This window comes from Plantibacter sp. CFBP 13570, from assembly GCF_014841395.1.
Classification (GTDB): Bacteria; Actinomycetota; Actinomycetes; order Actinomycetales; family Microbacteriaceae; genus Plantibacter; species Plantibacter auratus.
Genome location: NZ_JACYTW010000048.1, coordinates 1 through 22,255 on the forward strand (window position 1 = coordinate 1; position 22,255 = coordinate 22,255).

At 69.5% G+C, this 22,255-nt stretch carries 24 protein-coding genes; 11 read left to right on the forward strand and 13 right to left on the reverse strand.

Translation table 11 applies throughout. The features are described from left to right. Positions 1-171: 171 nt before the first annotated feature. The 4 genes from IFT89_RS14850 to IFT89_RS14865 are packed head-to-tail and all read right to left on the reverse strand — an operon-like array spanning position 172 to position 5,034. On the reverse strand, positions 172-1,263 hold the full coding sequence (locus IFT89_RS14850; protein WP_202939339.1) for an ABC transporter permease: 1,092 nt from the start codon (positions 1,261-1,263) through the stop codon (positions 172-174). After that, on the reverse strand, positions 1,260-2,288 hold the full coding sequence (locus IFT89_RS14855; RefSeq protein ID WP_124767441.1) for an ABC transporter permease: 1,029 nt from the start codon (positions 2,286-2,288) through the stop codon (positions 1,260-1,262). Before IFT89_RS14855 ends, IFT89_RS14850 begins: the two co-directional genes overlap by 4 nt. Continuing rightward, positions 2,285-4,003: a sugar ABC transporter ATP-binding protein gene (locus IFT89_RS14860; protein WP_192019889.1), complete on the reverse strand. Its 1,719-nt coding sequence runs from the start codon at positions 4,001-4,003 to the stop codon at positions 2,285-2,287. Before IFT89_RS14860 ends, IFT89_RS14855 begins: the two co-directional genes overlap by 4 nt. Further along, the gene (locus IFT89_RS14865) at positions 4,000-5,034 is read right to left on the reverse strand and encodes a sugar ABC transporter substrate-binding protein (protein ID WP_079706592.1); all 1,035 of its coding nucleotides are present in this window, start codon (positions 5,032-5,034) and stop codon (positions 4,000-4,002) included. Before IFT89_RS14865 ends, IFT89_RS14860 begins: the two co-directional genes overlap by 4 nt. Before the next feature lie 280 nt (positions 5,035-5,314). Here IFT89_RS14865 and IFT89_RS14870 point away from each other — a divergent pair, with 280 nt between their 5' ends. The 3 genes from IFT89_RS14870 (at position 5,315) to IFT89_RS14880 (ending at position 7,791) form a co-directional block, all read left to right on the forward strand. Next, positions 5,315-5,986 (forward strand): FadR/GntR family transcriptional regulator, encoded by a 672-nt coding sequence (locus tag IFT89_RS14870; RefSeq protein ID WP_064295672.1) that lies wholly within the window; start codon positions 5,315-5,317, stop codon positions 5,984-5,986. Between the two features lie 100 nt (positions 5,987-6,086). Then, positions 6,087-7,154 (forward strand): hypothetical protein, encoded by a 1,068-nt coding sequence (locus IFT89_RS14875; RefSeq protein WP_202939340.1) that lies wholly within the window; start codon positions 6,087-6,089, stop codon positions 7,152-7,154. Between the two features lie 184 nt (positions 7,155-7,338). Next, positions 7,339-7,791, forward strand: a complete 453-nt coding sequence (locus tag IFT89_RS14880; protein WP_202939341.1) for a hypothetical protein — start codon at positions 7,339-7,341, stop codon at positions 7,789-7,791. A 79-nt stretch (positions 7,792-7,870) separates the two neighbouring features. Here IFT89_RS14880 and IFT89_RS14885 read toward each other — a convergent pair whose 3' ends face one another. Together IFT89_RS14885 and IFT89_RS14890 are read right to left on the reverse strand one after the other, a co-directional pair. Beyond that, positions 7,871-9,025 (reverse strand): sensor histidine kinase, encoded by a 1,155-nt coding sequence (locus IFT89_RS14885; protein WP_202939342.1) that lies wholly within the window; start codon positions 9,023-9,025, stop codon positions 7,871-7,873. Further along, positions 9,022-9,747, reverse strand: a complete 726-nt coding sequence (locus tag IFT89_RS14890) for a response regulator transcription factor (protein ID WP_085513911.1) — start codon at positions 9,745-9,747, stop codon at positions 9,022-9,024. The genes IFT89_RS14885 and IFT89_RS14890 overlap by 4 nt, the downstream gene beginning before the upstream one ends. A gap of 196 nt (positions 9,748-9,943) precedes the next feature. On the opposite strand from IFT89_RS14890, the gene IFT89_RS14895 reads away from it, so the two are divergent. Beyond that, positions 9,944-10,624 (forward strand): M15 family metallopeptidase, encoded by a 681-nt coding sequence (locus tag IFT89_RS14895; RefSeq protein ID WP_244650746.1) that lies wholly within the window; start codon positions 9,944-9,946, stop codon positions 10,622-10,624. A 42-nt stretch (positions 10,625-10,666) separates the two neighbouring features. On the opposite strand, the gene IFT89_RS14900 is transcribed toward IFT89_RS14895, so the two are convergent. Continuing rightward, positions 10,667-11,332, reverse strand: coding sequence for a metalloregulator ArsR/SmtB family transcription factor (locus IFT89_RS14900; RefSeq protein ID WP_307783528.1), 666 nt, complete (start codon positions 11,330-11,332; stop codon positions 10,667-10,669). Positions 11,333-11,446: 114 nt separating this feature from the next. Between IFT89_RS14900 and IFT89_RS14905 the strand changes: the two genes are divergently transcribed. Genes IFT89_RS14905 through IFT89_RS14920 form a run of 4 tightly spaced genes read left to right on the forward strand, consistent with a single transcriptional unit; the run spans position 11,447 to position 13,984 of the window. Continuing rightward, positions 11,447-11,707 carry a DUF6458 family protein gene (locus tag IFT89_RS14905; RefSeq protein ID WP_064295666.1) on the forward strand — a complete coding sequence of 87 codons (261 nt, stop codon included), beginning with the start codon at positions 11,447-11,449 and terminating at the stop codon, positions 11,705-11,707. 23 nt (positions 11,708-11,730) lie between these two features. Further along, entirely contained in the window at positions 11,731-12,966 is a 1,236-nt protein-coding gene (locus tag IFT89_RS14910) for a serine/threonine-protein kinase (RefSeq protein ID WP_202939344.1), read from the forward strand. Beyond that, positions 12,963-13,424 carry a hypothetical protein gene (locus IFT89_RS14915; RefSeq protein ID WP_202939345.1) on the forward strand — a complete coding sequence of 154 codons (462 nt, stop codon included), beginning with the start codon at positions 12,963-12,965 and terminating at the stop codon, positions 13,422-13,424. The genes IFT89_RS14910 and IFT89_RS14915 overlap by 4 nt, the downstream gene beginning before the upstream one ends. Next, positions 13,421-13,984 (forward strand): SRPBCC family protein, encoded by a 564-nt coding sequence (locus tag IFT89_RS14920; protein ID WP_137244017.1) that lies wholly within the window; start codon positions 13,421-13,423, stop codon positions 13,982-13,984. The genes IFT89_RS14915 and IFT89_RS14920 overlap by 4 nt, the downstream gene beginning before the upstream one ends. Before the next feature lie 17 nt (positions 13,985-14,001). On the opposite strand, the gene IFT89_RS14925 is transcribed toward IFT89_RS14920, so the two are convergent. From IFT89_RS14925 to IFT89_RS14935, 3 genes are all read right to left on the reverse strand, one after another. Next, positions 14,002-14,796 (reverse strand): SDR family NAD(P)-dependent oxidoreductase, encoded by a 795-nt coding sequence (locus IFT89_RS14925; protein WP_202939346.1) that lies wholly within the window; start codon positions 14,794-14,796, stop codon positions 14,002-14,004. Positions 14,797-14,950: 154 nt separating this feature from the next. Next, positions 14,951-16,615, reverse strand: a complete 1,665-nt coding sequence (locus IFT89_RS14930; RefSeq protein WP_124770019.1) for an MDR family MFS transporter — start codon at positions 16,613-16,615, stop codon at positions 14,951-14,953. A 32-nt stretch (positions 16,616-16,647) separates the two neighbouring features. Further along, on the reverse strand, positions 16,648-17,367 hold the full coding sequence (locus tag IFT89_RS14935; protein WP_194603394.1) for a TetR/AcrR family transcriptional regulator: 720 nt from the start codon (positions 17,365-17,367) through the stop codon (positions 16,648-16,650). 83 nt (positions 17,368-17,450) lie between these two features. On the opposite strand from IFT89_RS14935, the gene IFT89_RS14940 reads away from it, so the two are divergent. The 3 genes from IFT89_RS14940 (at position 17,451) to IFT89_RS14950 (ending at position 19,662) form a co-directional block, all read left to right on the forward strand. Then, positions 17,451-18,041, forward strand: coding sequence for a TetR/AcrR family transcriptional regulator (locus IFT89_RS14940; RefSeq protein WP_086474807.1), 591 nt, complete (start codon positions 17,451-17,453; stop codon positions 18,039-18,041). A 215-nt stretch (positions 18,042-18,256) separates the two neighbouring features. Then, on the forward strand, positions 18,257-18,823 hold the full coding sequence (locus IFT89_RS14945; RefSeq protein ID WP_202939347.1) for a hypothetical protein: 567 nt from the start codon (positions 18,257-18,259) through the stop codon (positions 18,821-18,823). Further along, positions 18,814-19,662 carry a hypothetical protein gene (locus IFT89_RS14950; protein ID WP_202939348.1) on the forward strand — a complete coding sequence of 283 codons (849 nt, stop codon included), beginning with the start codon at positions 18,814-18,816 and terminating at the stop codon, positions 19,660-19,662. Before IFT89_RS14945 ends, IFT89_RS14950 begins: the two co-directional genes overlap by 10 nt. A 36-nt stretch (positions 19,663-19,698) precedes the next feature. On the opposite strand, the gene IFT89_RS14955 is transcribed toward IFT89_RS14950, so the two are convergent. From IFT89_RS14955 to IFT89_RS14965, 3 genes are all read right to left on the reverse strand, one after another. Continuing rightward, entirely contained in the window at positions 19,699-20,748 is a 1,050-nt protein-coding gene (locus IFT89_RS14955; protein ID WP_202939349.1) for an aldo/keto reductase, read from the reverse strand. Positions 20,749-20,806: 58 nt separating this feature from the next. Further along, entirely contained in the window at positions 20,807-21,802 is a 996-nt protein-coding gene (locus IFT89_RS14960; protein ID WP_202939350.1) for a hypothetical protein, read from the reverse strand. A gap of 80 nt (positions 21,803-21,882) precedes the next feature. After that, on the reverse strand, positions 21,883-22,230 hold the full coding sequence (locus IFT89_RS14965) for a GntR family transcriptional regulator (protein ID WP_137244023.1): 348 nt from the start codon (positions 22,228-22,230) through the stop codon (positions 21,883-21,885). Positions 22,231-22,255 lie beyond the last annotated feature (25 nt).

Sequence of the window (22,255 nt, forward strand, 5' to 3'; positions counted from 1 at the left end):
GGGTGGCCCGGCCCTGTGGGACCCGATGCCAGCGCGGTGCGCTGGGCCTCGCCGCGGGTCATGAGCGCGAGCGCGGGTCTCCAGAGACCCGCGCTCACGCGTGCGGGGCGCGCTCGCGTCAGCGCACCGCGCTGGCCCGGCCACACCACCACAGCGGGAATCGGATGGGCGTCACGTGAGGGGTTTGCGGGACCGGTCGCGCGCCAGGAGGACTCCGAGGAGCAGGATCAGGATGAGCACGACACCGCGGGCGAGACCCTGCCAGTAGAAGGACAGCCCGATGAGGTTCATCCCGTTCGTCAGCAGGGCGAAGATGAGCACGCCGACGAGCGTCCCGAAGAGGTTCGGCCGCCCCGTCCGACTCAGGGTCGTCCCGATGAACACCGCACCGATGGAGTCGAGCACGTAGAGCTGCCCGCTGTTCGCGACGAAGCCCTGGCTCCGCGAGGCCAGGATCAGGCCGGCGATGGCCGCGATCCCGGCGGCGAAGATGAAGGCGGTCGCCATCGACGTCCCCGCCAGCCGACCGGAGATCCGGGTCGCCGTCGGCTGCTCACCCGCCGCGGTCAGCACCCGACCCCAGCGACTCCGTTCGAGCGCAGCCCAGACGATGATCAGCACCAGCACGGCGACGACGATCGGCGCCGCGACACCGAGTACGGTTCCGGCACCCAGCCACGCGAACTCGTCCGGCACGCTGCTGCGCGACAGGTAGATGGGCGACCCGCCGTCGGTCGCGACCTGCTGCACGCCACCACCGATGAACCAGACGCTCAGCGTCGCGAGGAACGGTCGGATGCGCAGCACCACGATGAGGAACGCGTTCACGGCCCCGACGAGCAGGCCGACGACCAGACCGCCGACGATCGCCACCCAGGCCACGTAGTCGTCGGCCAGGAGCGCCGACGCGGTGAGCGCCGCGAGGTCGATGGCGACACCGATGGAGAGGTCGATGCCACCGGCGCGGACGACGACCGTCATCGCGACGGCCGCGAGCAGGAGGAGCGCGTTCTGGTTGAGCACGCCAAGGAGGTTGTCGGCGGTCAGGAACGACGGCGACAGCACCGCGAACACGATGAGCAGCACGGCCAGCACGGCGGGGGCGAGCGCCTGCGGGACCGCGGCACCGAGGCCACGGACCGTCAGCCTCGAGAGCGGGCCGCCGGGACGCTGGTCATCGCCGCCTCCCGGTCCAACCGACCCGGCCTTCGGGACGGAGACGCCGGTGGTGGCGGAGGACTGCGTGCGCGTGTCGACACTCATCGCTTGACGCTCCGTTCGCGGATCGCGGCGACCGCGAGGACCAGCAGGATCAACACACCCTTGGTGATGCCGATCCACTGGCTCGGGACGCCGAGCTGGCTGAAGCCATTGGTGAGGATCGCGACGAACACGGCACTGAACAGAGTCCCCGTGATCGTGACGACGAGCCGACGGGAGAACGCGATGGACAGGAACGTCGCGAGGAGGATGTCGATGAGCGACTGCTCGCCGATCCCCGGCAGGGCAGCGGACAACCGACTGGTCATGAGGACGCCCGCGATCCCGGCGAGGACCGCCGCGAGGACGTAGCTGACGACGATGTGGCGGTTGACGGCGATCCCGGCCACCCGGGCGGCCGTCGGATTCTGCCCGACCGCGGCGTTCTTCACGCCCCAGCTGGTGCGCCCGGTGGTGAAGGCGGCGACCGCGAAGACGAACAGGAGCACGACGACCGCGGCAGGGACACCGACGACGTGTCCACTCCGCAACCAGACCAGCCCGGCGTCGGAGACCGGCACCTTCACGTTGTTCGTGATGACGATGGTGAGACTCGTGACGATGCTCATCATCGCGAGGGTGACGAGGAGCGGGCGGATCCCGGCGACAACGACGAGACCGTTCACGAGCCCGATGACCGCCGCGGCTCCGAGCCCGATGAGCAGCGCGAGCGGCAGACCGAGCTCGGCCTGCAGGAGCACCGCGACGAGGGCACCGGAGAAGCCGAGGACGGCGCCGATGGAGAGGTCGATGCCGCCGCGGACGACGTCCTCACCGCCCGTGACGACGACGATGGACAGTCCGAAGGCCGCGATCGCGTAGACCGCCGACTGGGTGAGGATCGTCGCGAGGTTGGCCGGGTCGAGGAAGCCGGGCGAGGCGACCGCGAAGACGACGACCTCGATGACGACGATCGCGTAGCCGATGAGTCCCAACCGGGAGACCGGGCGACGGCGTTTGGTCGCGGACTCGGCTGCGGCCGACGGCGCCTGGCCGGGCGCGACGGGTGGAGCGGAGAGGGCGGTCATGCGGAAGCTCCTCGGGTGGGCAGTGTGCCGCCTCCAGGGTCTGCCGACGGGGCAGACCTCGGGGGATCAGCCTGCGTCGACGACGTGGGCCCTTCGGCAAGCTCAGGGACCGGCGGGACCGAGGGGGCCGGCGGCGTTGACGCGACCTCGGCGGCGCCCGTCGACCAGGCGAGGATCGTGTCGGCGGTCGCCTGCGATCGGGGCAGCTCGGTCCGGATCGTCCCGCGGTACAGCACGAGGACGCGGTCGGCGAGGCCGATCAGTTCCTCGAGGTCGACGCTCACGAGCAGGACGCCGGCGCCCTGCGCGACGAGCGCGTCGATCTCCGCGTAGATCTGTTGACGCGACCCGATGTCGACGCCGGAGGTCGGCTGGTCGAGCACGAACACCGTCGATCCGGCCGCGAGCCATCGACCGAGCACGACCTTCTGCTGGTTGCCGCCGGAAAGGCTCCCGGCCACCGCGGTGTCGTTCGCGGGCCGGACGTCGAGCCTCGCGACGAGGTCGGCGGCGATCTCCCGCTCGCGTCGACCACGCAGGATCCCGCCGAGCCCGGTGATGCGGTCGAGCGCGGCGAGGGTGAGGTTCTCGCGGACGGACTGACGGTTCAGGATGCCGTCGCGGTGGCGGTTGGCCGGGACGTACGCCCCACCCGCCCGGACGAAGGCCCTCGGCGAGCGGATCGTCGCCCGGCCGAGCCGCACGGTTCCGCCGTGCGCGCGCAAGCCGGTGACCGCGTCGGCCAGTTCCTCGAGGCCCGAGCCGACGAGACCCGTGACGCCCACGATCTCGCCCGGACGGACGGCGATCGAGACGCCGTGCAGCCGTTCGGGGACCGTCAGGCCATCGATCGCGAGGACCGGTTCGGCGACGGCGTCGGCGACGATCCGTTCCCGGTCGCCGAACTCCTCGACGCTCCGCCCCACCATGAGCTGGACGATGGCGTCGAGGGTCGCGTCGGGATCGGCGAGGTCGAGGGCACCGACGCGTTCACCGTTCCGGAGGACCACGACGCGGGACGCGATGTCGCGCACCTCCTGCAGGTAGTGGGAGATGTAGATGACGGCGACGCCCTGGCTCTGCAGGGTCCGGACGATGCGGAACAGCCGCTCGACGTCGCCGGCGGCGAGCGGTGCGGTGGGTTCGTCGAGCACGAGGACCCGCGGGCGCGTGATCGTCGCGATCGCGAGCTGCAGGAGTTGCTGCTCGGCGACGCTCAGCTCGTCGACGAGGGTCTTGCCCGGCACGTCGAGCCCGACGAGGTCGAGCAGCTCCCGCTCGGCGCGCCGGTCGAGCTGCCGGCCGGTGAGGAACGCGGAGCGCGAGCCGAGGAACAGCTGCTCCGCGACCGTGAGCCGACCGGCCAGGTGGCGGTCCTGGTGGATGACGCGGACACCGAGGCGTTCGGCGTCGCCCGGGTTGCGGATGACGACCGGTTCACCGTCGATCTCGATGGCGCCCTCGCTCGCCGTGTAGAGGCCGGTGAGGATCTTGATGAGCGTCGACTTGCCCGCGCCGTTCTCGCCCACGAGCGCGACGACCTCGCCGGGGTGCACCTCGAGGTCGACGTCGTCCAGCACCCGGACGCCACCGAAGTCCTTCGCGATGCCCCGCATGCTCACGGCAGGAGCCGAGGGTTCGGTCGTGGCTGCACCGGGCCGACCGCCCAGCGAGCGCTGGGCGGCCTGACCGTCGATCGAGGTGTCGTGCGTCATTCCAGGCCGAGTCGCTTGCGCTCGTCGGCGACGTTCGCCTTGTCGATGAAGACGGCGTCGAGGTAGGTGCTCAGCGGCACCTCGTCCTGCTTGCCGCCGAGGTACAGGGCGACGTTGTTCGCGCTCGTCGTCCCGAACAGGGTCGGCTGCTGCGCGACCGTGAACTGGTACACCGAGTCGGGGTCCTGGATGAGGTCGAGCGCTCCGGGCTCGGCGTCGACGCCGTAGACCTTGATCTCGTCGCGGCCCGCCGCGTCGATGGCCTGGGAGGCACCGATCGCCGGGAGGTCCCAGCACGACCACACGGCCGAGATCTCGCCCTTGGGGTAGCGGGTGAGCGCATCGTTCGTCTTCTGCTTGGCGTCCTCGATGGTGCCCTCGTAGATGTCCTGCAGCTCGGGCTCGATGATCTCGATGTTCGGGTAGTTCTTCAGCACGAGCTTGAACTCGTCGTAGCGGATCTGGCAGGGGGTGACGTCGTAGAAGCCGTTGAAGACGAGCACCTTGCCCTTCCCGCCGATGTCCTCGGCGAGGGTGCGGGCGAGGGTGGAGCCGATCTGCCAGTTGTCGGAACCGATGTTGTTCACCGAGTTCTCGCTGGCGTGGTCGATCGTGAAGACCGGGATGTCGGCGTCCTTCGCCTGCTGCAAGGCCGGGGCGAGGGTGGTCGCGTCACCGAGGATGACGACGATCGCATCGACCTTCTGCGAGACGAGGTTCTCGACGTTGGCCAGGTGCTTGTCGTCCTGTGCGTCGGCCTGGGTGGCGACGACCTTGGCGCCGAGCTCCTCCAGGCGGTCCTGCACACCCTGGTAGGTGAGGCGGCCGAAGTCGCGGACGACGTCCTTGGCGGCGACGCCGACGGTCTTGCCCTTGAGCGAGGGGACGTCCACGTCTGAGGCGGCCGAGCTGGCAGCGGCGCCGCTCGTCGACTCGCTGGACGAGGACTGCTTGAGCGAACAACCGGTGGCCAGGCCGGCCACGACGGCCAGGGTGACAAGAGACAGCGCGAGGCGCGATCGACGACGCATGGGGACTCCAGATGACGGTGGGGTGCGGGACGGTGCAGGGGGTGGTGGAGCGTGCCGACATCCGCTGTCGGAGCGGTCGGGGCGCACCGGGACGTCGGGTTGCAGCAACAGTAGGGAGTGATCGGACGGGCCGCGAGAGGGCGCTCAACCTGACGTAACACAAGGTGCCCGATGTCGGCGGTGCGTGGAGCCTGGTCGGGGTGCGGCCGGCGAAAACGTCGGATGTATCATGACGCGAGGCGGTGTTCCACGTGACCGTCTCGCTCGAGCAGGGGGTCGCATGGCAGTCACGGACGAGGCGATCGCGCGGATCCAGGCGATGATCGTCGCCGGCGACCTCACACCCGGCCAGCGCCTCCCTCCGGAGAAGGAGCTCAGCGAGACCCTGGGGCTCTCCCGCAGTTCCCTCCGCGAGGCGGTGAAGGCGCTGGAGCTGATCCGCGTGCTCGACGTCCGTCGCGGCGACGGCACCTACGTCACGACGCTCGAGCCGAGCCTGCTGCACGAGGCGATGTCGTTCGTCATCGACATGCACGCCGACGCCTCCCTGATCGAGATGTTCGAGGTGCGCCGCATCCTCGAACCCTCCGCGTCGGTGATGGCGATCCAGCACCTCGACGACGAGCGGATCGCCGAGCTGCGCAGCATGGTCGATGAGGTCGACGAGTCCACGACGGTCGAGGACCTCGTCGCGCACGACCTGCAGTTCCACGCCCGCGTGATCGAGCTGAGCGGCAACGCCTACCTCGCGAGTCTGCTCGCCGCGCTCGGCAGCAAGACGGTCCGGGCCCGCATCTGGCGCGGCCTCACCGAGGAGAAGGCCGTCGCTCGCACCCTGCAGGAGCACCACGCGATCGTCGACGCCCTCGAGAAGCGCGACACCGAACTCACCCGTGCGCTGGTCACGGTCCATGTCTCCGGTGTCGAAAGCTGGCTCCGCCGCTCGATGTGACCCCTCCCCCCTCCCCTTGCCCGCGAACTGTCACTTGCTGCTCGTCCGAGCCGCTCGGACGAGCCGTTGGTGACAGTTCGCGGGCAGGTAGCGTGAGGGGATGGACGGCACGATCGACACCCGAGCGCTCATCGACCCCATCGACCGTGACGCCATGGCGAAGGCGCCCTCGTACCATCGCGCGCCGTCCGCCCGGCTGTTCATCGGCCTGCTCGCGGCGATCGTCGTGGTCACCGTCGCCGGGTTCGTCCTATTGGGAACGCTGCCCTCGCCCTCACAAGGCGGCTCCGGCCCGACGCCGCTGCTCGGGATCGGGCTCCTCGCGGCCGCCGCCGTCGCGGTGTTCGCAGTCCTCTCCTGGCGTACGAGACGCATCAAGCGCTTCCGCCTCTCCCAATTCGCCGCGGCCAACGGGATGACCTTCACCGCAGACCTCAGCTACCCTCCGTTCCCCGGCATGATCTTCGGGATCGGATCGTCGCGGCAGTCGACCGACGTGCTGCGGGGTGGTCGTCCCCGCGCCGTGGAGTTCGGCAACTACCGGTACACGGTCCGTCACGGGAAGAGTTCGACGACCCACCACTGGGGATACGTCGCGGTGAAGCTCGACGTCCCCCTGCCGAACATCGTGCTCGATGCGATCGGCAACAACGGGTTCGGCTCGAACCTCCCGGCAGCGTTCCAACGGGCCCAGCGACTCTCCCTGGAAGGCGACTTCGACCGGCACTTCACGCTCTACTGCCCCGAAGGCTACGAACGCGACGCGCTCTACCTGTTCACGCCGGACATCATGGCGAGGTTCATCGACCACGCCGCCGAGCTCGACGTCGAGATCATCGACGACTGGCTGTTCCTCTACACGAAACGGGAGGTGTCGACCCTCGATCCCGACACCTGGGCCTGGCTGTTCAGCATCGTCGACGCGCTGATGACGAAGCTCGACCAGTGGGCTCGGTGGCGGGACGACCGTCTTCTGTCGCAGGCGACCGGAGCGGTGGATCACCAGCTCGCACCCGGTGCTCAGACCGGCTCCCCCGCGGTCGGACTGCTCACCCCGCCGCCGGGTGTCGCTCCGTCCGGCCGCAGGTTGCGACGATCCGGGAGGTGGATCCCCGTCGCGTTCGTCGTCGGAACGCTGATCGTCTGGATCGTCACACGCATGAACTGACCCTCCCCTGCCCGCGAACTGTCGCTTGCTGCCAGTCCGGGCCGCCCCGACTAGCCGTTGGTGACAGTTCGCGGGCAGGGCGGGATGTTGGGAACGTCTGGTGATCGGGAGACGAGGAGGGAACAGGCCGGTTGATGGGATGGCTGGGTGACCGACACCGGTCGCCCGTCAGAAAGGACCACCCATGCGCCGACCCACAGCCATCGGCTTCGCCGTCCCCGTCCTCGCCCTCATGCTGGGGCTCACCGCCTGCTCCGGATCCGCGGAAGCACCGTCGGGTGGTGGATCGCCGTCGACCGCCGACTCCTACGCCGAGGCGTTCGACGACTACACCATCTCCCTCGCCGGCTGCCTGCGCGACCAGGGGTTCGACGTCGAGGACCCGGAACCCGGCACCGCGATCACCCTCGACGGTGGCGAGGCGATGAACACGGCCTACGACGCCTGCGCCGAGGAACTCGGCCCGCCGCCCACGAACCCCGATCAGCCCAGCAAGGCCGAGATCTCCGACGAGCTCCGGCTCCGCGCCCAGTGCCTGCGCGACCAGGGGTTCGACGTCCCGGACCCGGATGCGAACGGGGTGTGGGACCTGCCGGAGGACCTGTTCGATGAGGCCAGGGCCTGCGCCGCGCAGTGACCTCCGCACCAGCCGAAACGGCCGACCGATCCTGTGATCGGTCGGCCGTTCCGTCGTTCCGTGTCCTGTCGTTCCGCGGTCAGGCTCCGGCCGGGTCGGCGTCGTGAGCCGGCAACAGCACAGTCACTTCGAGTCCACCCGCCGGCAGCGGGGCGAGCCGCAGCGACCCGCCGTGCAGCTCCACGATGCGGGCCCCCAGGGTCAGCCCGAGACCGTTCCCCCGATCAGGACCGGCAGCCCGCGCCATCCGGGCGTCCCGCCGGTCGAACGGCTCCACGAACCGCGCCACCTCAGCCTCCTCGAGCAGCGGCCCCGAGTTGCTGACCACGACGACGGCGCGTCCCGGCGCCTGCGGGTCGGGTCCGACCCACACCGAGACCCAACCGTCCGCGCCGCTGTTGTAGCGCACGGCGTTCGACAGCAGGTTCGTCAACAGTTGCTGGAGGAGCACGCGGTTGCCGCGCACGGATGCGCTCCGGAGCGTCGACGAGATCGTGACCCCGGCGTCCGCGGCCTCCGGCGAGATGAGCTGCGACGCGTCGCGAGCCACCGCCGCCAGGTCGACGGGCGAGGTCACGAGCGGGCGGCGATCGAGCTGGTTCAGCTGCAGGAGCGCCTCGACGATCGCGATCCCCCGCTCGTTCGTCTCGTGCAGCCGTCGCAACGCGCGGTCGACGTCGCGGCCCTCCGGGTCGGCCTGGGCGACCTCGATGAGCATCTTCATCGTCGCGAGCGGTGTCCGCAGTTCGTGCGAGGCGTTGGCCGCGAACCGCTTCTGCGTCAGGAACGACTGCTCGAGGCGTGCCAGCATGTCGTCGAAGCGGTCGGCGAGCTCGCGGAACTCGTCGCGGCGACCGGTCATCGCGATGCGGTGGTCGAGCGAGCCCTCCGCCGCCGCGCGCACGGCCGCGTTGAGGTCCCGCAGCGGCCGCAGGACCCGTCCGGCGACGATCCAGCCGACGCCGGTCCCGATCACGGCCATCGCGATGAGTGCGAGCATCGAGTAGTTGATGAGCGAATCGCGGATCTCGCCGCGGGTGATGGCGGAGATCTGTCGACTGTCGGCGGCGGGCGCGAGCGGATAGCTGGGGAACCGCCAGATGATGACGTTGATGACGATGAGCGCGATCAGGCCCGTCACGACGGTGAAGGCGGCATAGGTCGCGGTGAGTTTGACGCGGGCGGTCATCCACGTCGGCCGGGCGTCGTCACCGACGGCCGGAGCGGCGGTCATGCGCCCACCTCGTCGTCCTCGTCGTCGGCGTCCGCGCCGCTCGTCTCGGCGGGAGCCTCACCTGGCGGCAGGACCCGGTAGCCGACGGCCGGCACGGTGTGGATGATCCACGGCTCGCCGAGCACCTTCCGGAGCGTGGACATCGTCACCCGCACGGCGTTCGTGAACGGGTCGGCGTGCTCGTCCCAGGCGCGCTCGAGGAGCTCTTCGGCACTCACGACGCCACCCTTGGCCGCGAGCAGGATCTCCAGCACCGCGAACTGCTTCTTCGCCAGGCGCACGTACCGGCCGTTGCGGTAGACCTCGCGGCGGAACGGGTCGAGCCGCACACCGGCGTATTCGAGGACGGGCGGGAGCGACGCCTTGGGTCGACGCGCCAGCGAGCGGAGCCGGAGGACGAGCTCACGCAGCTCGAACGGCTTGGTCAGGTAGTCGTCGGCGCCGATCTCGAAGCCGCTCTCCTTGTCGTCGAGGTCGGCGGCCGCGGTGAGCATGAGCACCCGGCAGGGCAGTTCCTGGGCGATGATCCAGCGACAGACGTCGTCGCCGTGCGTGCCAGGGAGGTCGCGGTCGAGCACCACCACGTCGTAGGCGTTGACGGCGAGCCGCTCGAGCGCGGTGTCGCCGTCGAACACGAGGTCGGCGGCGAGCCCCTCGTGCTGCAGACCCTCGAGGATGCTCTCGGCGAGGTACTGCTCGTCCTCGGCGATCAGGACACGCATGGGACCTCCGGTGTTCGGGACGGACGACGCGTCGAAGGCGTCGCTCCAGCGCCCGCGATGGGCGTCGTGTCGATCGTAGGCGGCGCGGTGTTTCGGAACCGTCTGGTGATCGTCCGACGCCCGCGCAACCGTCGCCGAGCTGGACTGGGGCCTGGTCGTCGCGTGCCGAACACCGACGACCGACCGAGGAGGAACCATGCAGCACGACATGCAGCACCAGCAGCAGCCGCACCGGCACCCGGGCCGACGGAGCACCGTCGCCCGCCGAGGCTCCAACCGAGCCGTCGTCATCCTCGCCGCCACGGCCGTCGCCCTCACCGCCGCGATCGCCCTGGTCGCGTGCACGGGCGTCGCGCCGACCATCACCCGCGGGATCACCGCGCTGACCGAGCGACCGTCCGGGGACGCGGGTGCCGGAACCATGACCACGACGGATGGCGCGTTCGGAACCGACGACGGCGTGTTGGAGGAGAACCGGTACTCGGCCTACGACACCGATCTCCCGGCCATCGCGAACCTCGATGCGGACCTCTTGGAGGCCGTCCAGCAGGCGACCGACGCAGCAGCGCAGGACGACGTCGCGCTGTACGTGAGCTCCGGATGGCGGAGCACGGCGTACCAGCAGCACCTGCTCGACGAGGCGATCCTCCAGTACGGCAGTGAGGCGGCCGCGCGGCAGTACGTCGCGACGCCCGACGGCTCCTCGCACACGCGCGGGGCGGCCGTCGACATCGGTGCGACGGACGCCGACTACTGGCTCATCGAGCACGGCGCCGACTACGGCCTCTGCCAGACCTACGCGAACGAGATCTGGCACTTCGAGTTGGCCACTGTCCCCGGCGGCGAGTGCCCGGAACTCCTGCCCGACGCCGGATGAGGTCGGTGCCGCGACCAGCTGCCACCGCCGGGCGCCCCGGTCCTATCCGGCGACCGGTGCCAGCCGGCTGACGAACTCGTCGACGCGCAGGCGGATGTCCCGGAACGCTTCGTCGAACGCCTCGTCGGTCGCGGGTACGGCAGGGTCGGGGATCGACCAGTGCAGGTCGTCCAGCCCGCCGAGCTCCTCGTGCGCCCGGTTGCACACGGTGATGACGAAATCGCCGTGCCGGAGGACCTCCGCCGTTGCGCGTGGAACGCTCGGGCGGATCCGGACGCCATGGCGTGCCGCCGCCCGGACGGCGCCCGGGTTGACCTCGCTCGCCGGCCGGCTGCCCGCGGATGCGACGGGGACATCGCTGCGGTCCTGCCAGAGCGCCTCCGCCATCTGCGACCGCGCCGAGTTCGCCGTGCAGACGAAGACGACCCGCGCCGGGGCGCTGATCGGTTCGGGCGCGAGGCGGTCGAACGCCCCCGGGACGAGCCGCACGTAGTTGCGGCGTCCATCGGACTCGGATCGCGACCGCGAGAGGATCCCCGCTCGCTGGAGGACGCTCAGGTGATGGGAGACGAGGTTCGACCCCATCCCGAGGGCGAGCTGGATCTCGGTCGGTGAGAGGTCACCGAGCGCCAGGAGGTCCACGATGCGCAGCCGTGCCGGCTCCGCGAGCGCGGCGAACTTGGACGCCCTTACCGCCAGAGACTCCACCGACACAACCCCCGTTGACTCAACCGTGATTGACTCAATAATAGGCTGAGTCGTCCGTGAACACCCCTTGAGCGATCCGCTCGAACTCACGGTCGTCCAGAAGAGGAGCTACTCATGGGTCTCGGAACCGGAATCGCCCTGATCGTCATCGGCGCCATCCTCGCCTTCGCCGTGAACGTCGACGTCCCCGCTGTGGACCTCACGCTCATCGGGTACATCCTCATGGCCGCCGGCGCCGTGGTGTTCCTCATCTCGCTCGTGCTCGTGCTCCGCCGCCGACAGGTCTCCTCGACCACGCGCTCCGCAGTGGACCCCGGTAGCGGCGAACGCGTCACCCGCCGCAGCACGACCGACAACGACGGCCCCGTCCTCTGACGACCGGACCGGCCGCACCACCCATGACCGAACCCGCTACCGCGCAGTCCCAGAGCGGCGAACTGCTGGACGGTCGGTATCGACTCGAGCGACCGATCGGTGCCGGCGGGATGGCGACCGTCCATCTGGCGACCGACGAGGTGCTCGGGCGCAAGGTGGCGGTCAAGCTGTTCCGCCCGGGAACGACCGATGCGACCGACGGCGCCAGGACCGCCTCGGAGACGCGTCTGCTCGCGTCGTTGAACCACCCGGCCCTCGTCACCCTGTTCGACGCCAGGGTCGTGGCCGGTGACGGCTCCTACCTCGTCATGGAGCACGTCGACGGCCCGACGCTGTCCCAACGCATCGCTCGGTCGCCGCTTCCGTCGTCCGAGGTCGCCGCGATGGCCGTCGACCTCGCGGAGGCACTCCACACGGTGCACGCGGCGCGGGTCGTCCATCGCGACATCAAGCCGTCCAACGTGCTGCTGCGACCGACGATCCTGCCCCACCAGGAGTACCGCGCGAAGCTCGCCGACTTCGGCATCGCCTACCTCATCGACAGCACCCGCATGACCGCGCCGGGCTCACTGATGGGCACGGTCGCCTACCTCAGTCCTGAGCTCGTCCGTGGAGCGGATCCGGCCCCTCCGGCCGACGTGTACGCCCTCGGACTCGTCCTCCTCGAAGCCCTGACCGGTCGCCGCGCCTACCCGCAGACCACCACGCACGAGTCGCTCATGGCACGCCTCAACGCGTCGCCGACGATCCCCGGTGAGCTCGGCTACCAGTGGAAGTCGCTGCTCACCGCGATGACCGCCGCCGATCCGGCGCAACGCCCCACCGCCCTCGACGTCGCGACGACCGTCCGCGCGATGGACCCCGTGCTCGACCCGGCGGATGTGACCGTGGCGACCTCGGCACCTGCGATGACGACGACCGCCGACCCGGCACCGACGGCAGCGACCGAGCCGCTCGTCTCGACGACGCCGTTCGAGTCGATGACAGGCGCGCGCGCCGAGACCGGCCCGACCGCGGTGCTCGACGACACTCGCCGCTCGGAGCGACGTCTCGACGGTGGCGCACGGCGACCGGCCGCAGCGCACCAGCCGCGGCGCCTTCGACGCTGGCTGATCCTCGCGGCCGTGCTGCTGGTGATCGCGGTCGCCGTCGTCTGGCTCATCGTGTCCCAGGCACAGCCGCCCGCCCCGACGCTGCCCACCCTGCCCGAACCGTTGTCGACGCATCTGGATGAACTCCTGCGGGAGGTGACGCCGTGAGGAACTCCTGGAACCGAGGGCTCCGGCTGCTCGCAGCACCGGTGATCGTCGTCGCCCTGCTGAGTGGCTGCACCGGACCCGCTGCAGACCTCGACGCGAGCACCGGCCGCGACCTGCAGAGTCGTGTACTCGTGGTCGCGAACGCAGCCGCCGACGGCAACACTGCGGGTGCGCTCGCGGCTCTCGACGCGCTCGAGGCGCAGCTGGCCGCTGCTGAGGCGGCTGGGACCGTTTCGGCGACCCGAGCCGCGGACATCCGTGCGGCGATCGCGCTCGTCCGCGCCGACCTCTCCCCCGCGGTCGAGACCCCGACGCCGACCCCGGAACCCAGTTCGGTCGCGCCGGCCGAACCCGCTGCACCGGTCGAAGACGACGGAGGCGGGGACGATTCCGGGAACAAGGGGAACAACGGCAACAACGGCAACAACGGCAAGAACAAGGACAAGAAGGACAAATGAAGCGACGAGGAAGCACCGACTCCGCCCCCGACGACGGATCGTTCGAGCCCGGGGACGAAGAGACGGCGAAACGAACCCGTACGGCGGAGGACGGGGTCTCGACCGTCCAGCACAGCATCATCGTCGACCTCCCCATCGCCGCCGTCTACAAGCAGTGGGTCGACTTCGAGTCGTACCCGGAGTTCTTGCCGGCTGTACGCGAGGTGAAGCTGACCGGCGAGGTCTACAGTCGCTGGACCGTCGCGATCAGCAAGCTCTCGCGGCAGTTCCTCGTCGAGATCCTGGAGCAGCTCCCCGAGGAGCGTCTGGTCTGGCGCACCATCGAGGGCGACGTCTGGTTCAGTGGCGACGCCACCTTCGACGCGATCGACAAGCAGCAGACCCGCGTGGACGTCACGGTGCACTGGAAGCCGGTGTCCGCGGTGGAGCGGACCGCTGCGGCGCTCGGGCTCGCCGGACGGGTCGTCCGTGGGGCGCTCGAGGCGTTCAAGACCCACATCGAGTCGACCGGCGGCCCCTCGGGTCACTCCCGCATCAAGGTCGTCTCCCCGAAGGGCTAGCCGTCGGCCCCACCTGATCAGCTCATGAACGGTCGCAGGTCCGGATAGCCGGTGGTCTGCCAGGCACCGTCGACGACGAGATTGTCGCCCGAGATGTACGACGCGTCGTCGCTCGCGAGGAACAGGGCGGCTGCGGCGATCTCCTCCGGCGCAGCGGCACGTCGGAGCGGGATGCGCTCGTCGTACGCGGCCTGCACACCGGGGATGTCGGTCAGCGACTTCGTCAACGGCGTCGCGACGAGACCCGGCGACACGGCGTTCACCCGGATGCCATGCTCACCGAGCTCGAGCGCCGCCTGCTTGGTCAACATGACCGCGCCGGCCTTCGACGCCGTGTAGCCGACACCGAAGTGCATGGGGACGAGCGAGTTGAGCGAAGCGATGTTGACGATCGACCCGGCCTTGCCCTCGGCGAGGAACTGACGGGCGGCGAGCCGGGTGCCGTTGAAGGCGCTGTAGAGGTTCAGTCGGACCGTGAAGTCCCAGTCCTCGAAGGAGATGTCGGTGATCGTCCCGGCGCGCGATCCACCGGCGACGTTGAAGAGCGTGTCGAGCGTGCCGAAGCGTTCGACGGTCTCGGCGACCAGCGCGGAGAAGTCAACCTCGTCGGTCACGTCGGTGCGCCGACCCCACACGCGATCGCCGAAGGTCTCGGCGGCACCCGCGATGAGCTCGGCATTGATGTCCGCGACGACGACCGAGGCGCCCTCGGCGACCAGCCGTTCGGTGATCTTCGCCCCGATGCCGGACACGCCCCCGGTGACGATCGCGACCTTGCCGGCGAACCGGCCCTGGATTGATGCATTCGACATGATGCCGCTCCGTTCTGCTCACCGGCTCTGGCGAGCACCCCCCAGCATACGCATCTATCAGTCACATGTCAGATAGTTTCAGGCAGCCCTCAGCATGACGACGCCGGCCCCGAGACGACGTGTCCCAGGGCCGGCGTCAGGCAGCGGCCGAGTCCTACCGCGGCGACTGCTCGCGATCAGCGTCCGCCAGTTCACCGTCGCCACCCGAGGCCCGGTCGAACGCGGGTGCCCCGGTGGTCGAAGCAGGCACCTTGCCGCGCGCTGCGGCCTCGAGCGACTCCGCCTCGTCCCCGCCGACCGCCTCGCCGCGGGCGACGAGCCCGGCGACGTCGGACAGCGGGATCTGCTTGAGGAACAACGACAGCAGGAAGGCCGCGCCGATGAACGGCAGCAGGTACCAGAACACCGGGGCGAGAGCGTCGGCATAGGCGGTCACGACACCGTCGCGGATGCCCGGCGGAAGCTGGCTGAGCGTCTGCGGGTCGATCGTCGCCGCCGCATTGGAAGCGTCCCCCGCGCTGGCACCCGAACTCGCGAACACGTCCTTCAGGTTGGCCGTGAGGCGCGTGGTGAAGATCGTGCCGAACACGGCGACACCGAGCGACGCACCGACCTCGCGGAAGTAGTTGTTCGTGCTGGTCGCGGTTCCGACCATCGACGCGTCCACCGAGTTCTGGGCGACGAGCACGACGACCTGCATGATCAGGCCGAGACCGGCGCCGAAGAAGAACAGGAAGACGCAGATCAGCCAGATCGGGGTGTCCGCCGTGAGCGTCGTGAACGCGACCATCGAGGCGGCGGTGACGAGCGTGCCGATGACCGGGAACATCCGGTAGCGACCGGTCCTGGTGATCAGGTTCCCCGAGACGATCGAGGTACCGATGAGGCCGACCATCATCGGGATCATGAGCAGGCCCGATGCGGCTGCCGAGGTGCCGGACGACATCTGGAGGAAGGTCGGCACGAAGCCGATCGCCGAGAACATGCCGAGGCCGAGCGTGAGGCCGATCGCGGTCGCGTTGATGAACGTCGGGTTCTTGAAGAGCGACAGCGGGATGATCGGGTCCTTGGCCCGAGCCTCGGTGATGACGAAGAGCAGCGCGGCGAGCAGCATGCCGATGCCGAACATCCAGGTCTCGATGGCACCCCACCCGTGCGCGGCGTCGCCACCGAAGTCGGTGAAGAAGATGAGGCAGGTGGTGAACGCCGAGAGGAAGATGACGCCGAGGAGATCGATCGGCGCGGTCGCCTTCTTGTTCGGCAGCTTCAGCGTGAAGAACGCGATCGCGAAGGCCGCGATGCCGACCGGGATGTTGATGTAGAACGCCCACTGCCAGGTGAGGTGGTCGACGAAGAAGCCACCGAGGAGCGGGCCACCGACGGCGGAGAGACCGAAGACGGCGCCGAGCGGGCCGAGGTACTTGCCGCGCTCGGAGGCGGGGACGATGTCGGCGATGATCGCCTGCGACAGGATCATGAGGCCACCGCCACCGAGGCCCTGGACGGCACGCCAGACGATGAGCTGCGTGAAGTCGCCCGCGAACGCACAGCCGACGGAGGCGATCGTGAACAGGGCGATCGCGACGAGGAAGAGCCGACGACGGCCGAGGACGTCACCGAACTTGCCGTAGACGGGCATGACGATCGTGGTCGCCAGGAGGTAGGCGGTGGTGAGCCAGACCTGGTGGTCGACGCCGCCCAGCTGTCCGACGATCGTCGGCATGGCGGTGGAGACGATCGTCTGGTCGAGACTGGAGAGCAGCATGCCCGCGATGAGGGCGGCGAAGATGATCCAGATGCGGCGCTTGGTGAGCAGCATCGGGCCCTCGGTGGGTGCGGCGGTGGCGGCGGTCACGGGAGGTCCTTTCGGGGAGTGGGGTTCGTGTGGGGGTTCTGGGGCGCGGCGTCGTCGGCAGGTCCGGCGTCGGCGGGTTCGGGGTCGTCGGGCTCGAGGATGGTGCGGTACGTCGCGAGGCAGTCGCGGATGGAGCCGACGATGTCGAACTCCCCGCCCTGGCCGAGGTCGGTGACGCCGCTGCCGAAGACGCGCGCCATCGTCGTCTTGATCGCCATCCCGAAGAGATCGGCGCAGGCGCGGGCACGCGGGTCGTCCGCCGGGACGCCTTCCCGCGCGGCGATGAGCTCGACGAGCAGTTGCTCGCGCTCACGGTTGAGGCCCATGAAGCGGACCAGCAGCTTGGGTTCGCGCTCGAGGGCGGCATGGAAGTCGACGTGCTCGGCGAGACCGAACCCGGACCGCTCCGCATGACCGGCCGCGATGTGCATGAAGTCGTCGAGCACGGCGCGCCACCCGCGCGAGCCGAGCGCGAGGAACTCGGTGGCGAACCGCTCGGTCTCCTCGGTCTCGTCGACGCCGAGAACGGCGTCCTCCTTGCTTGGGAAGTAGTTGAAGAAGGTGCGACGCGAGACGCCGACCTCCTCGCAGAGTTCCTCGATCGTGAAGCCGTTGAGCCCGTGGGTGGCCGTGAGCCGACGCGACACGGTCGTCAGGCGCGCAGCGGTGGCGGCCATCCGGTCGGACAGCCGATTCGTCGAAGTTGCACTCTGCATCACGAAGTGCAGTATTGCACTCTCCGAGCCGGGGTGCAACTTAGCGCACAGGCTATCCAATCGGGCCTCACTAGAGTGAACGCATGGACCCCCGTCAGGCACGAACACGCAGTGCCCTCCGCGACGCGATCCACACCCTCGCGGCGGCGAAGCGCATTGATCAGGTGACCGTGGCGGAGGTGTCCCGGGTCGCGGGGATCACCCGCGACACCTTCTATCGTCACGCCGCGACACCGGTCCACCTGCTCGCCGACGTACTCGGAGAGGAACTGGACGAGACGCTCCGTGCGCACGCCGATCTGCCGGCGCACAGCGACTCGACGCTGAGCGTCTTCGACGAGTCCGAGCGCGACCTCCTGCGCCATGTGGCCGAGCACGCGACGATCTACCGGAACTCGATGCATCCGCGGCTCATCGGACCCCTCCGCGACGCGCTCACCGAGCGGATCGAGCAGGCGCTCGCGCACCACCTCGACCGGCACCCGCACATCGCCCCACCTCGCGAGGACGGCATCACGCCGGAGCGACACGTGCGCATGCTCGTGGCCTACGCCGGTGCCGGCACGGTCGCGGCGATCGAGGAGTGGCTCCGATCCGGTGACCTCGACGACATCGACGCGGCGGCCCGTACGGTCATCGCGGCCTCCCCCGCCTGGTGGCTCGGCCGCTCCTGATCCCTGGGCCTGACGCCAGCGCGGTGCGCTGACGCGAGCGCGGGTCTCTGACGTGAGCGCGCCCCTCCGGAGACCCGCGCTCACGTCCCCTGGGGCGCGCTCACGCCAGCGCATCGCGCTGGCACAACGGCCTCATGCGCGACATAAGTCGGTGTAGGCATATCTGCTCTGTGGATAACCAGGGGTGGGGGTCTGGGTGCGCTTAGCGTCGAGGGATGCCAAAGACCTCGCTGCCTCGAATTGTTTCCACGCTGGCCTTCGTGTCAGGACTCGTGGGCCTGGTGGCCTGCACCGGCCCGGCGCCAGCCCTGCCACCGACGAGCACGCCTCCGGTCTTCGAGAACGAGGAGGCGGCTCTTGCGGCGGTGACAGAGATCTATCAGCAGTTCCTCGACATCTCGAACACGATCCTTCATGAGGGAGGCGTCAATCCGGAGCGCATCGATGTGATCGCGTCCGCCGACGTTGCGGCGATCGAATACGAGGCCTACTCCCGAATGCGCGATGGTGGCTACAGCACCCGAGGAGATATAACTCTGTCCGGTGTCCAGGTCCGCGAGTTCTACAACTCGCCCGACTCAGTCGGAGTCGTCGCTCGAGCGTTTGCATGCGAGATCATCGGATCCGTCGAGATTTTGGATGCGAACGGTCAACCCCAACCGCAACCTGACCGCCTGCCCGCCATCGGATTCGAGATATCCCTCGGCGTTGACCCGGCAAGCTCCGGCCGCTTCCTCATCACGTCGAAGGATGCGGAAGAAGGTGCTTCATCATGCGCGTGAAGACGGCAATTGCAACGCTCGCCATGGCTCTCGTCGCGGGAGTGACGATCACAATGGCCGCTCCTGGACCTGCGAGGGCCGCGAGTTGCGGGTCCGCGGATGCGATCTGGGGATGCGCTGGTAACGGCTCGGTCGACATCGGCGGCAGCGTCGAACGCCCTGGCACTGGCGGCGGTTCCGGCGGCGGAACGGGCGGAGGCGACGACGAAGGAGGCGGCTCAGCCGAGCTGCCGCCCGGTGTGACCGACGGGCCCAACGGTGAGCGAACGGTCTGCAGCCTCATGCGGCCGGACGAGTGTTACACCTTCACCCCCGGCGACCTCGGCACCGACCTCGAAGCAGCACCGGCGGCCCCCGTCACGATCCGCGACGTCGCCAGCTTCGCCCCCGCCGCCCCCACGGTCACGACCGAGCCCGCCGCCTGGGGAGTGCGCGGGCTCCACACCAACGTCATCGCAGCTGCTTCCGGTCACACCCGCACCGGCACCCTCTTGGGCCAGGTCGCAGAGGTGAACTTCATCCCCGTCGGATTCACCTTCGACTACAGCGACGGCGACACGACCACCACCCGGACCGGCGGATCCACGTGGGCGTCGCTCGGACTCGCGGAGTTCTCCAAGACCCCGACCAGCCACCGCTACACGACGGTCGGGACCAAGACCATCACCGTCGAGGTCGAGTACGCCGCCGAGTACCGCATCGGCGACAGCGGGTGGCTTCCCGTCGTCGGAACCCTCTCGATCCCGACCGAAGAACCCCACACGGTCCAGATCGTCCGCAACTCGACCGTGGGCGTCGACAAACCCTGCCGCCCCGGCAAACCAGCCATCGGCTGCTGACCGCGTGACCGGAACCGTGCTCGAGCTCGGTCCCGATCAGATGAGCCCCTCGCGACCGCCCGACACCCAGTTCGGGTCGGCGGCCCGCGGACCGCTCACCTGGTCGGCGTAGGTGTCGATCTCGGCTCGGATCTCATCCGTCAGCTCAACCTGGAACGCCTCGAGGTTCGCGTGCAGGTGCGCGACGCTCCGGGTGCCGGGGATTGAGACGACCCGCGCGCCGAGCTGTTGTCCTCGGTCGTGCACCCAGGCGAGCGCGAGCGCCTCCGCGGTCGTCCCGATGCGGTGGGCGAGGGTGCGGAAGCGGGCCGCCAGTTCGAGGTTCGCCGCGAGGTGCTCGGGCTGGAAGCGCGGGAAGTTCGCTCGCGTCCCCCCGAGTGGCACCGTCTCGGCCGTGAAGTCCTCGGTGAACAGCCCGCGCGACAGCGGCGAGAACGCGACGACCGTCACGCCGAGCTCCGCCGCCGTCGGGACGACGTAGCTCTCGATGTCGCGGCTCACGATGCTCCACTCGGACTGGATCGCCGCGATCGGGTGCACGGCGTGGGCTCGTCGGAGTTCCTCGCCCGTCGCCTCGGACAGACCGATGCGGAGGACCTTGCCCGCGGTGACCAGTTCCGCGAGCGCCCCCACCGTCTCCTCGATCGGGATGTCGGGGTCGACGCGGTGCTGGTAGTAGAGGTCGAGGTGATCGGTGCCGAGGCGGGTGAGCGTCCCGTCGATCTGCTCGTGGAGGTGGGCGCGGTCGCCACGGATCCCTCGTTTGCCGATGCCGCCGCCGGTGACGATGCCCACCTTGGACGCCAAGAAGACGTCGTCGCGGCGCCCGGTCAGGTACCGGCCGAGGAGTTCCTCGCTCCGACCGTCGCCGTAGACGTTCGCGGTGTCGATGAGGTTCACGCCGCTCGCCAGGGTGGCGTCGAGGATCGTGGTGACATCGGCGTCGGCGATCGCCCCATAGGTGCCGGCGATGGACATCGCGCCGTACCCGATGGCGCCGACCTGCGCGGCGGTGTCGCCGACTCCGATCGTGGTCGAGGGCAGCGCGGTCGTGGTCGGCTCCGTGGCCAGGGGTGCTTCGCTCATGGATTCACCGCACGGCGTCAGGAGAGGTTGGACGTCCGGTTCGTCACGCCGTGCAACGTCAGACGCGCGAGCCGGCGCGGGCGGCGAGTGCCTGCAAGAGCGCGGCGGGTTCCTCGGGGTCGTCGACCGTGATCGCGAACTGCTTGCCCGAGGTGCTCGTGACGACGAGTCCGGGGCCGGAGCGCAGCACGACGGCCGAGCGGCCGGGCATGATCCGGTACCCCCAGCCGCCCCAGTCCATCGGGCGGATGTCGGTGGCCTCGACGACGTCGACCTGGTCGAGGGGGATGCGCTTCATCGGGATGCCGAAGAGCGAGACGACGCGGAGGCCGCGCCAGTCGACGCTCACGCGGAGCCGGATGAAGGAGGCGCAGAGGAGGGTCGCGAGGGCGAGGATCGACAGACCGAACATCGCGACGCCGGACTCGCCGCCCAGCAGGATCGGCGTGTAGGCGATGGCGCCGATCGCGACGAGGGCGAGGGTGAGCCAGAGGAACAGCAGGGCTGTGACACTCCGGCTCCAGGCACCGACCTCGGTCTCGCCGAGGTCCATCGGCGCCGGTCGTGCAGCCGCACCGGCGAGCAGCGGCTGAGCCGGCAGGAGCACGGCGGGGATCACGCCCCAGAGCGAACACGCGGCGAGCGGGACGACCCACCAGCCGAGGACCGCGCCGTCGACCGATCCCGCCTGCACGGTGAGCCACGTGGGGATGATCCACACGGACGCGGCCGACCCGGCGGCGATGCCGATGAAGAGGACGATCATGCGTTTGGTGCGCATGTCCGGCTTCGGCAGGGCGAGCAGGATGATGGCTGCGATCGCGGCGACGGACGCGATGATCAGCGTCACGAGGAAGACGCCCGCGGCGGGTAGGGAGTCGTCCGGTGCCCCGGTGCCCGACCAGTGCGAGGCGACGTCGACGGGGATCGCATCGCCCCAGACGAGCCGGGTGAGTGCGATCGCGATCGCCGGGACGGCCATGGCGACGCCGGCGAGCAGGATCCGTCCGCGCGCAGGTGCTGCCGGTGGCGGTGTGTTGGTGGTGTCGTGCATGTGCTCCCCCTGAGCTGCTGAGGTGGTCCGATCGTCGGTGGTGACGGCCGACGTGGTCGTGAGGTTGGCGTCGGAGATCGTCAGGTACGTTCGATCATCCGGCTGAGGTCCGTCGGCGAGATCCCGAACTTGCGTGCCTCGGTGACGAGCTGGGCGACGAGTTCATTGACCCGGACGAGGCCCGGTGCTGCATCCTCGTTCACCCACGCGCCGCGGCCCTGTCGCATCCCGATGAGCCCGTCGTCGCGGAGCTCTCCGTAGGCGCGGAGGACCGTGTGCATGTTGATCTGCAGCGCTCGGGCGAGGTCGCGGGCAGGCGGGAGGCGCTCCCCCGGTGCCAGCGCGCCCGTCGCGATGCCGGAGCGCACCTGCACCGCGATCTGCTCGGCGAGCGAGACCGCGGAGGTGGGATCGACGCGGAACAACATGTTTGCAATGGTACTAGAACAATGC

Bases quoted from the DNA above. Each gene is read 5' to 3' on its own strand.
- IFT89_RS14850 (WP_202939339.1), bottom strand. From the start codon at position 1,263: ATGAGTGTCGACACGCGCACGCAGTCCTCCGCCACCACCGGCGTCTCC.
- IFT89_RS14855 (WP_124767441.1), bottom strand. From the start codon at position 2,288: ATGACCGCCCTCTCCGCTCCACCCGTCGCGCCCGGCCAGGCGCCGTCG.
- IFT89_RS14860 (WP_192019889.1), bottom strand. From the start codon at position 4,003: ATGACGCACGACACCTCGATCGACGGTCAGGCCGCCCAGCGCTCGCTG.
- IFT89_RS14865 (WP_079706592.1), bottom strand. From the start codon at position 5,034: ATGCGTCGTCGATCGCGCCTCGCGCTGTCTCTTGTCACCCTGGCCGTC.
- IFT89_RS14870 (WP_064295672.1), top strand. From the start codon at position 5,315: ATGGCAGTCACGGACGAGGCGATCGCGCGGATCCAGGCGATGATCGTC.
- IFT89_RS14875 (WP_202939340.1), top strand. From the start codon at position 6,087: ATGGACGGCACGATCGACACCCGAGCGCTCATCGACCCCATCGACCGT.
- IFT89_RS14880 (WP_202939341.1), top strand. From the start codon at position 7,339: ATGCGCCGACCCACAGCCATCGGCTTCGCCGTCCCCGTCCTCGCCCTC.
- IFT89_RS14885 (WP_202939342.1), bottom strand. From the start codon at position 9,025: ATGACCGCCGCTCCGGCCGTCGGTGACGACGCCCGGCCGACGTGGATG.
- IFT89_RS14890 (WP_085513911.1), bottom strand. From the start codon at position 9,747: ATGCGTGTCCTGATCGCCGAGGACGAGCAGTACCTCGCCGAGAGCATC.
- IFT89_RS14895 (WP_244650746.1), top strand. From the start codon at position 9,944: ATGCAGCACGACATGCAGCACCAGCAGCAGCCGCACCGGCACCCGGGC.
- IFT89_RS14905 (WP_064295666.1), top strand. From the start codon at position 11,447: ATGGGTCTCGGAACCGGAATCGCCCTGATCGTCATCGGCGCCATCCTC.
- IFT89_RS14910 (WP_202939344.1), top strand. From the start codon at position 11,731: ATGACCGAACCCGCTACCGCGCAGTCCCAGAGCGGCGAACTGCTGGAC.
- IFT89_RS14920 (WP_137244017.1), top strand. From the start codon at position 13,421: ATGAAGCGACGAGGAAGCACCGACTCCGCCCCCGACGACGGATCGTTC.
- IFT89_RS14925 (WP_202939346.1), bottom strand. From the start codon at position 14,796: ATGTCGAATGCATCAATCCAGGGCCGGTTCGCCGGCAAGGTCGCGATC.
- IFT89_RS14930 (WP_124770019.1), bottom strand. From the start codon at position 16,615: ATGCTGCTCACCAAGCGCCGCATCTGGATCATCTTCGCCGCCCTCATC.
- IFT89_RS14935 (WP_194603394.1), bottom strand. From the start codon at position 17,367: ATGCAGAGTGCAACTTCGACGAATCGGCTGTCCGACCGGATGGCCGCC.
- IFT89_RS14940 (WP_086474807.1), top strand. From the start codon at position 17,451: ATGGACCCCCGTCAGGCACGAACACGCAGTGCCCTCCGCGACGCGATC.
- IFT89_RS14945 (WP_202939347.1), top strand. From the start codon at position 18,257: ATGCCAAAGACCTCGCTGCCTCGAATTGTTTCCACGCTGGCCTTCGTG.
- IFT89_RS14950 (WP_202939348.1), top strand. From the start codon at position 18,814: ATGCGCGTGAAGACGGCAATTGCAACGCTCGCCATGGCTCTCGTCGCG.
- IFT89_RS14955 (WP_202939349.1), bottom strand. From the start codon at position 20,748: ATGAGCGAAGCACCCCTGGCCACGGAGCCGACCACGACCGCGCTGCCC.
- IFT89_RS14960 (WP_202939350.1), bottom strand. From the start codon at position 21,802: ATGCACGACACCACCAACACACCGCCACCGGCAGCACCTGCGCGCGGA.
- IFT89_RS14965 (WP_137244023.1), bottom strand. From the start codon at position 22,230: ATGTTGTTCCGCGTCGATCCCACCTCCGCGGTCTCGCTCGCCGAGCAG.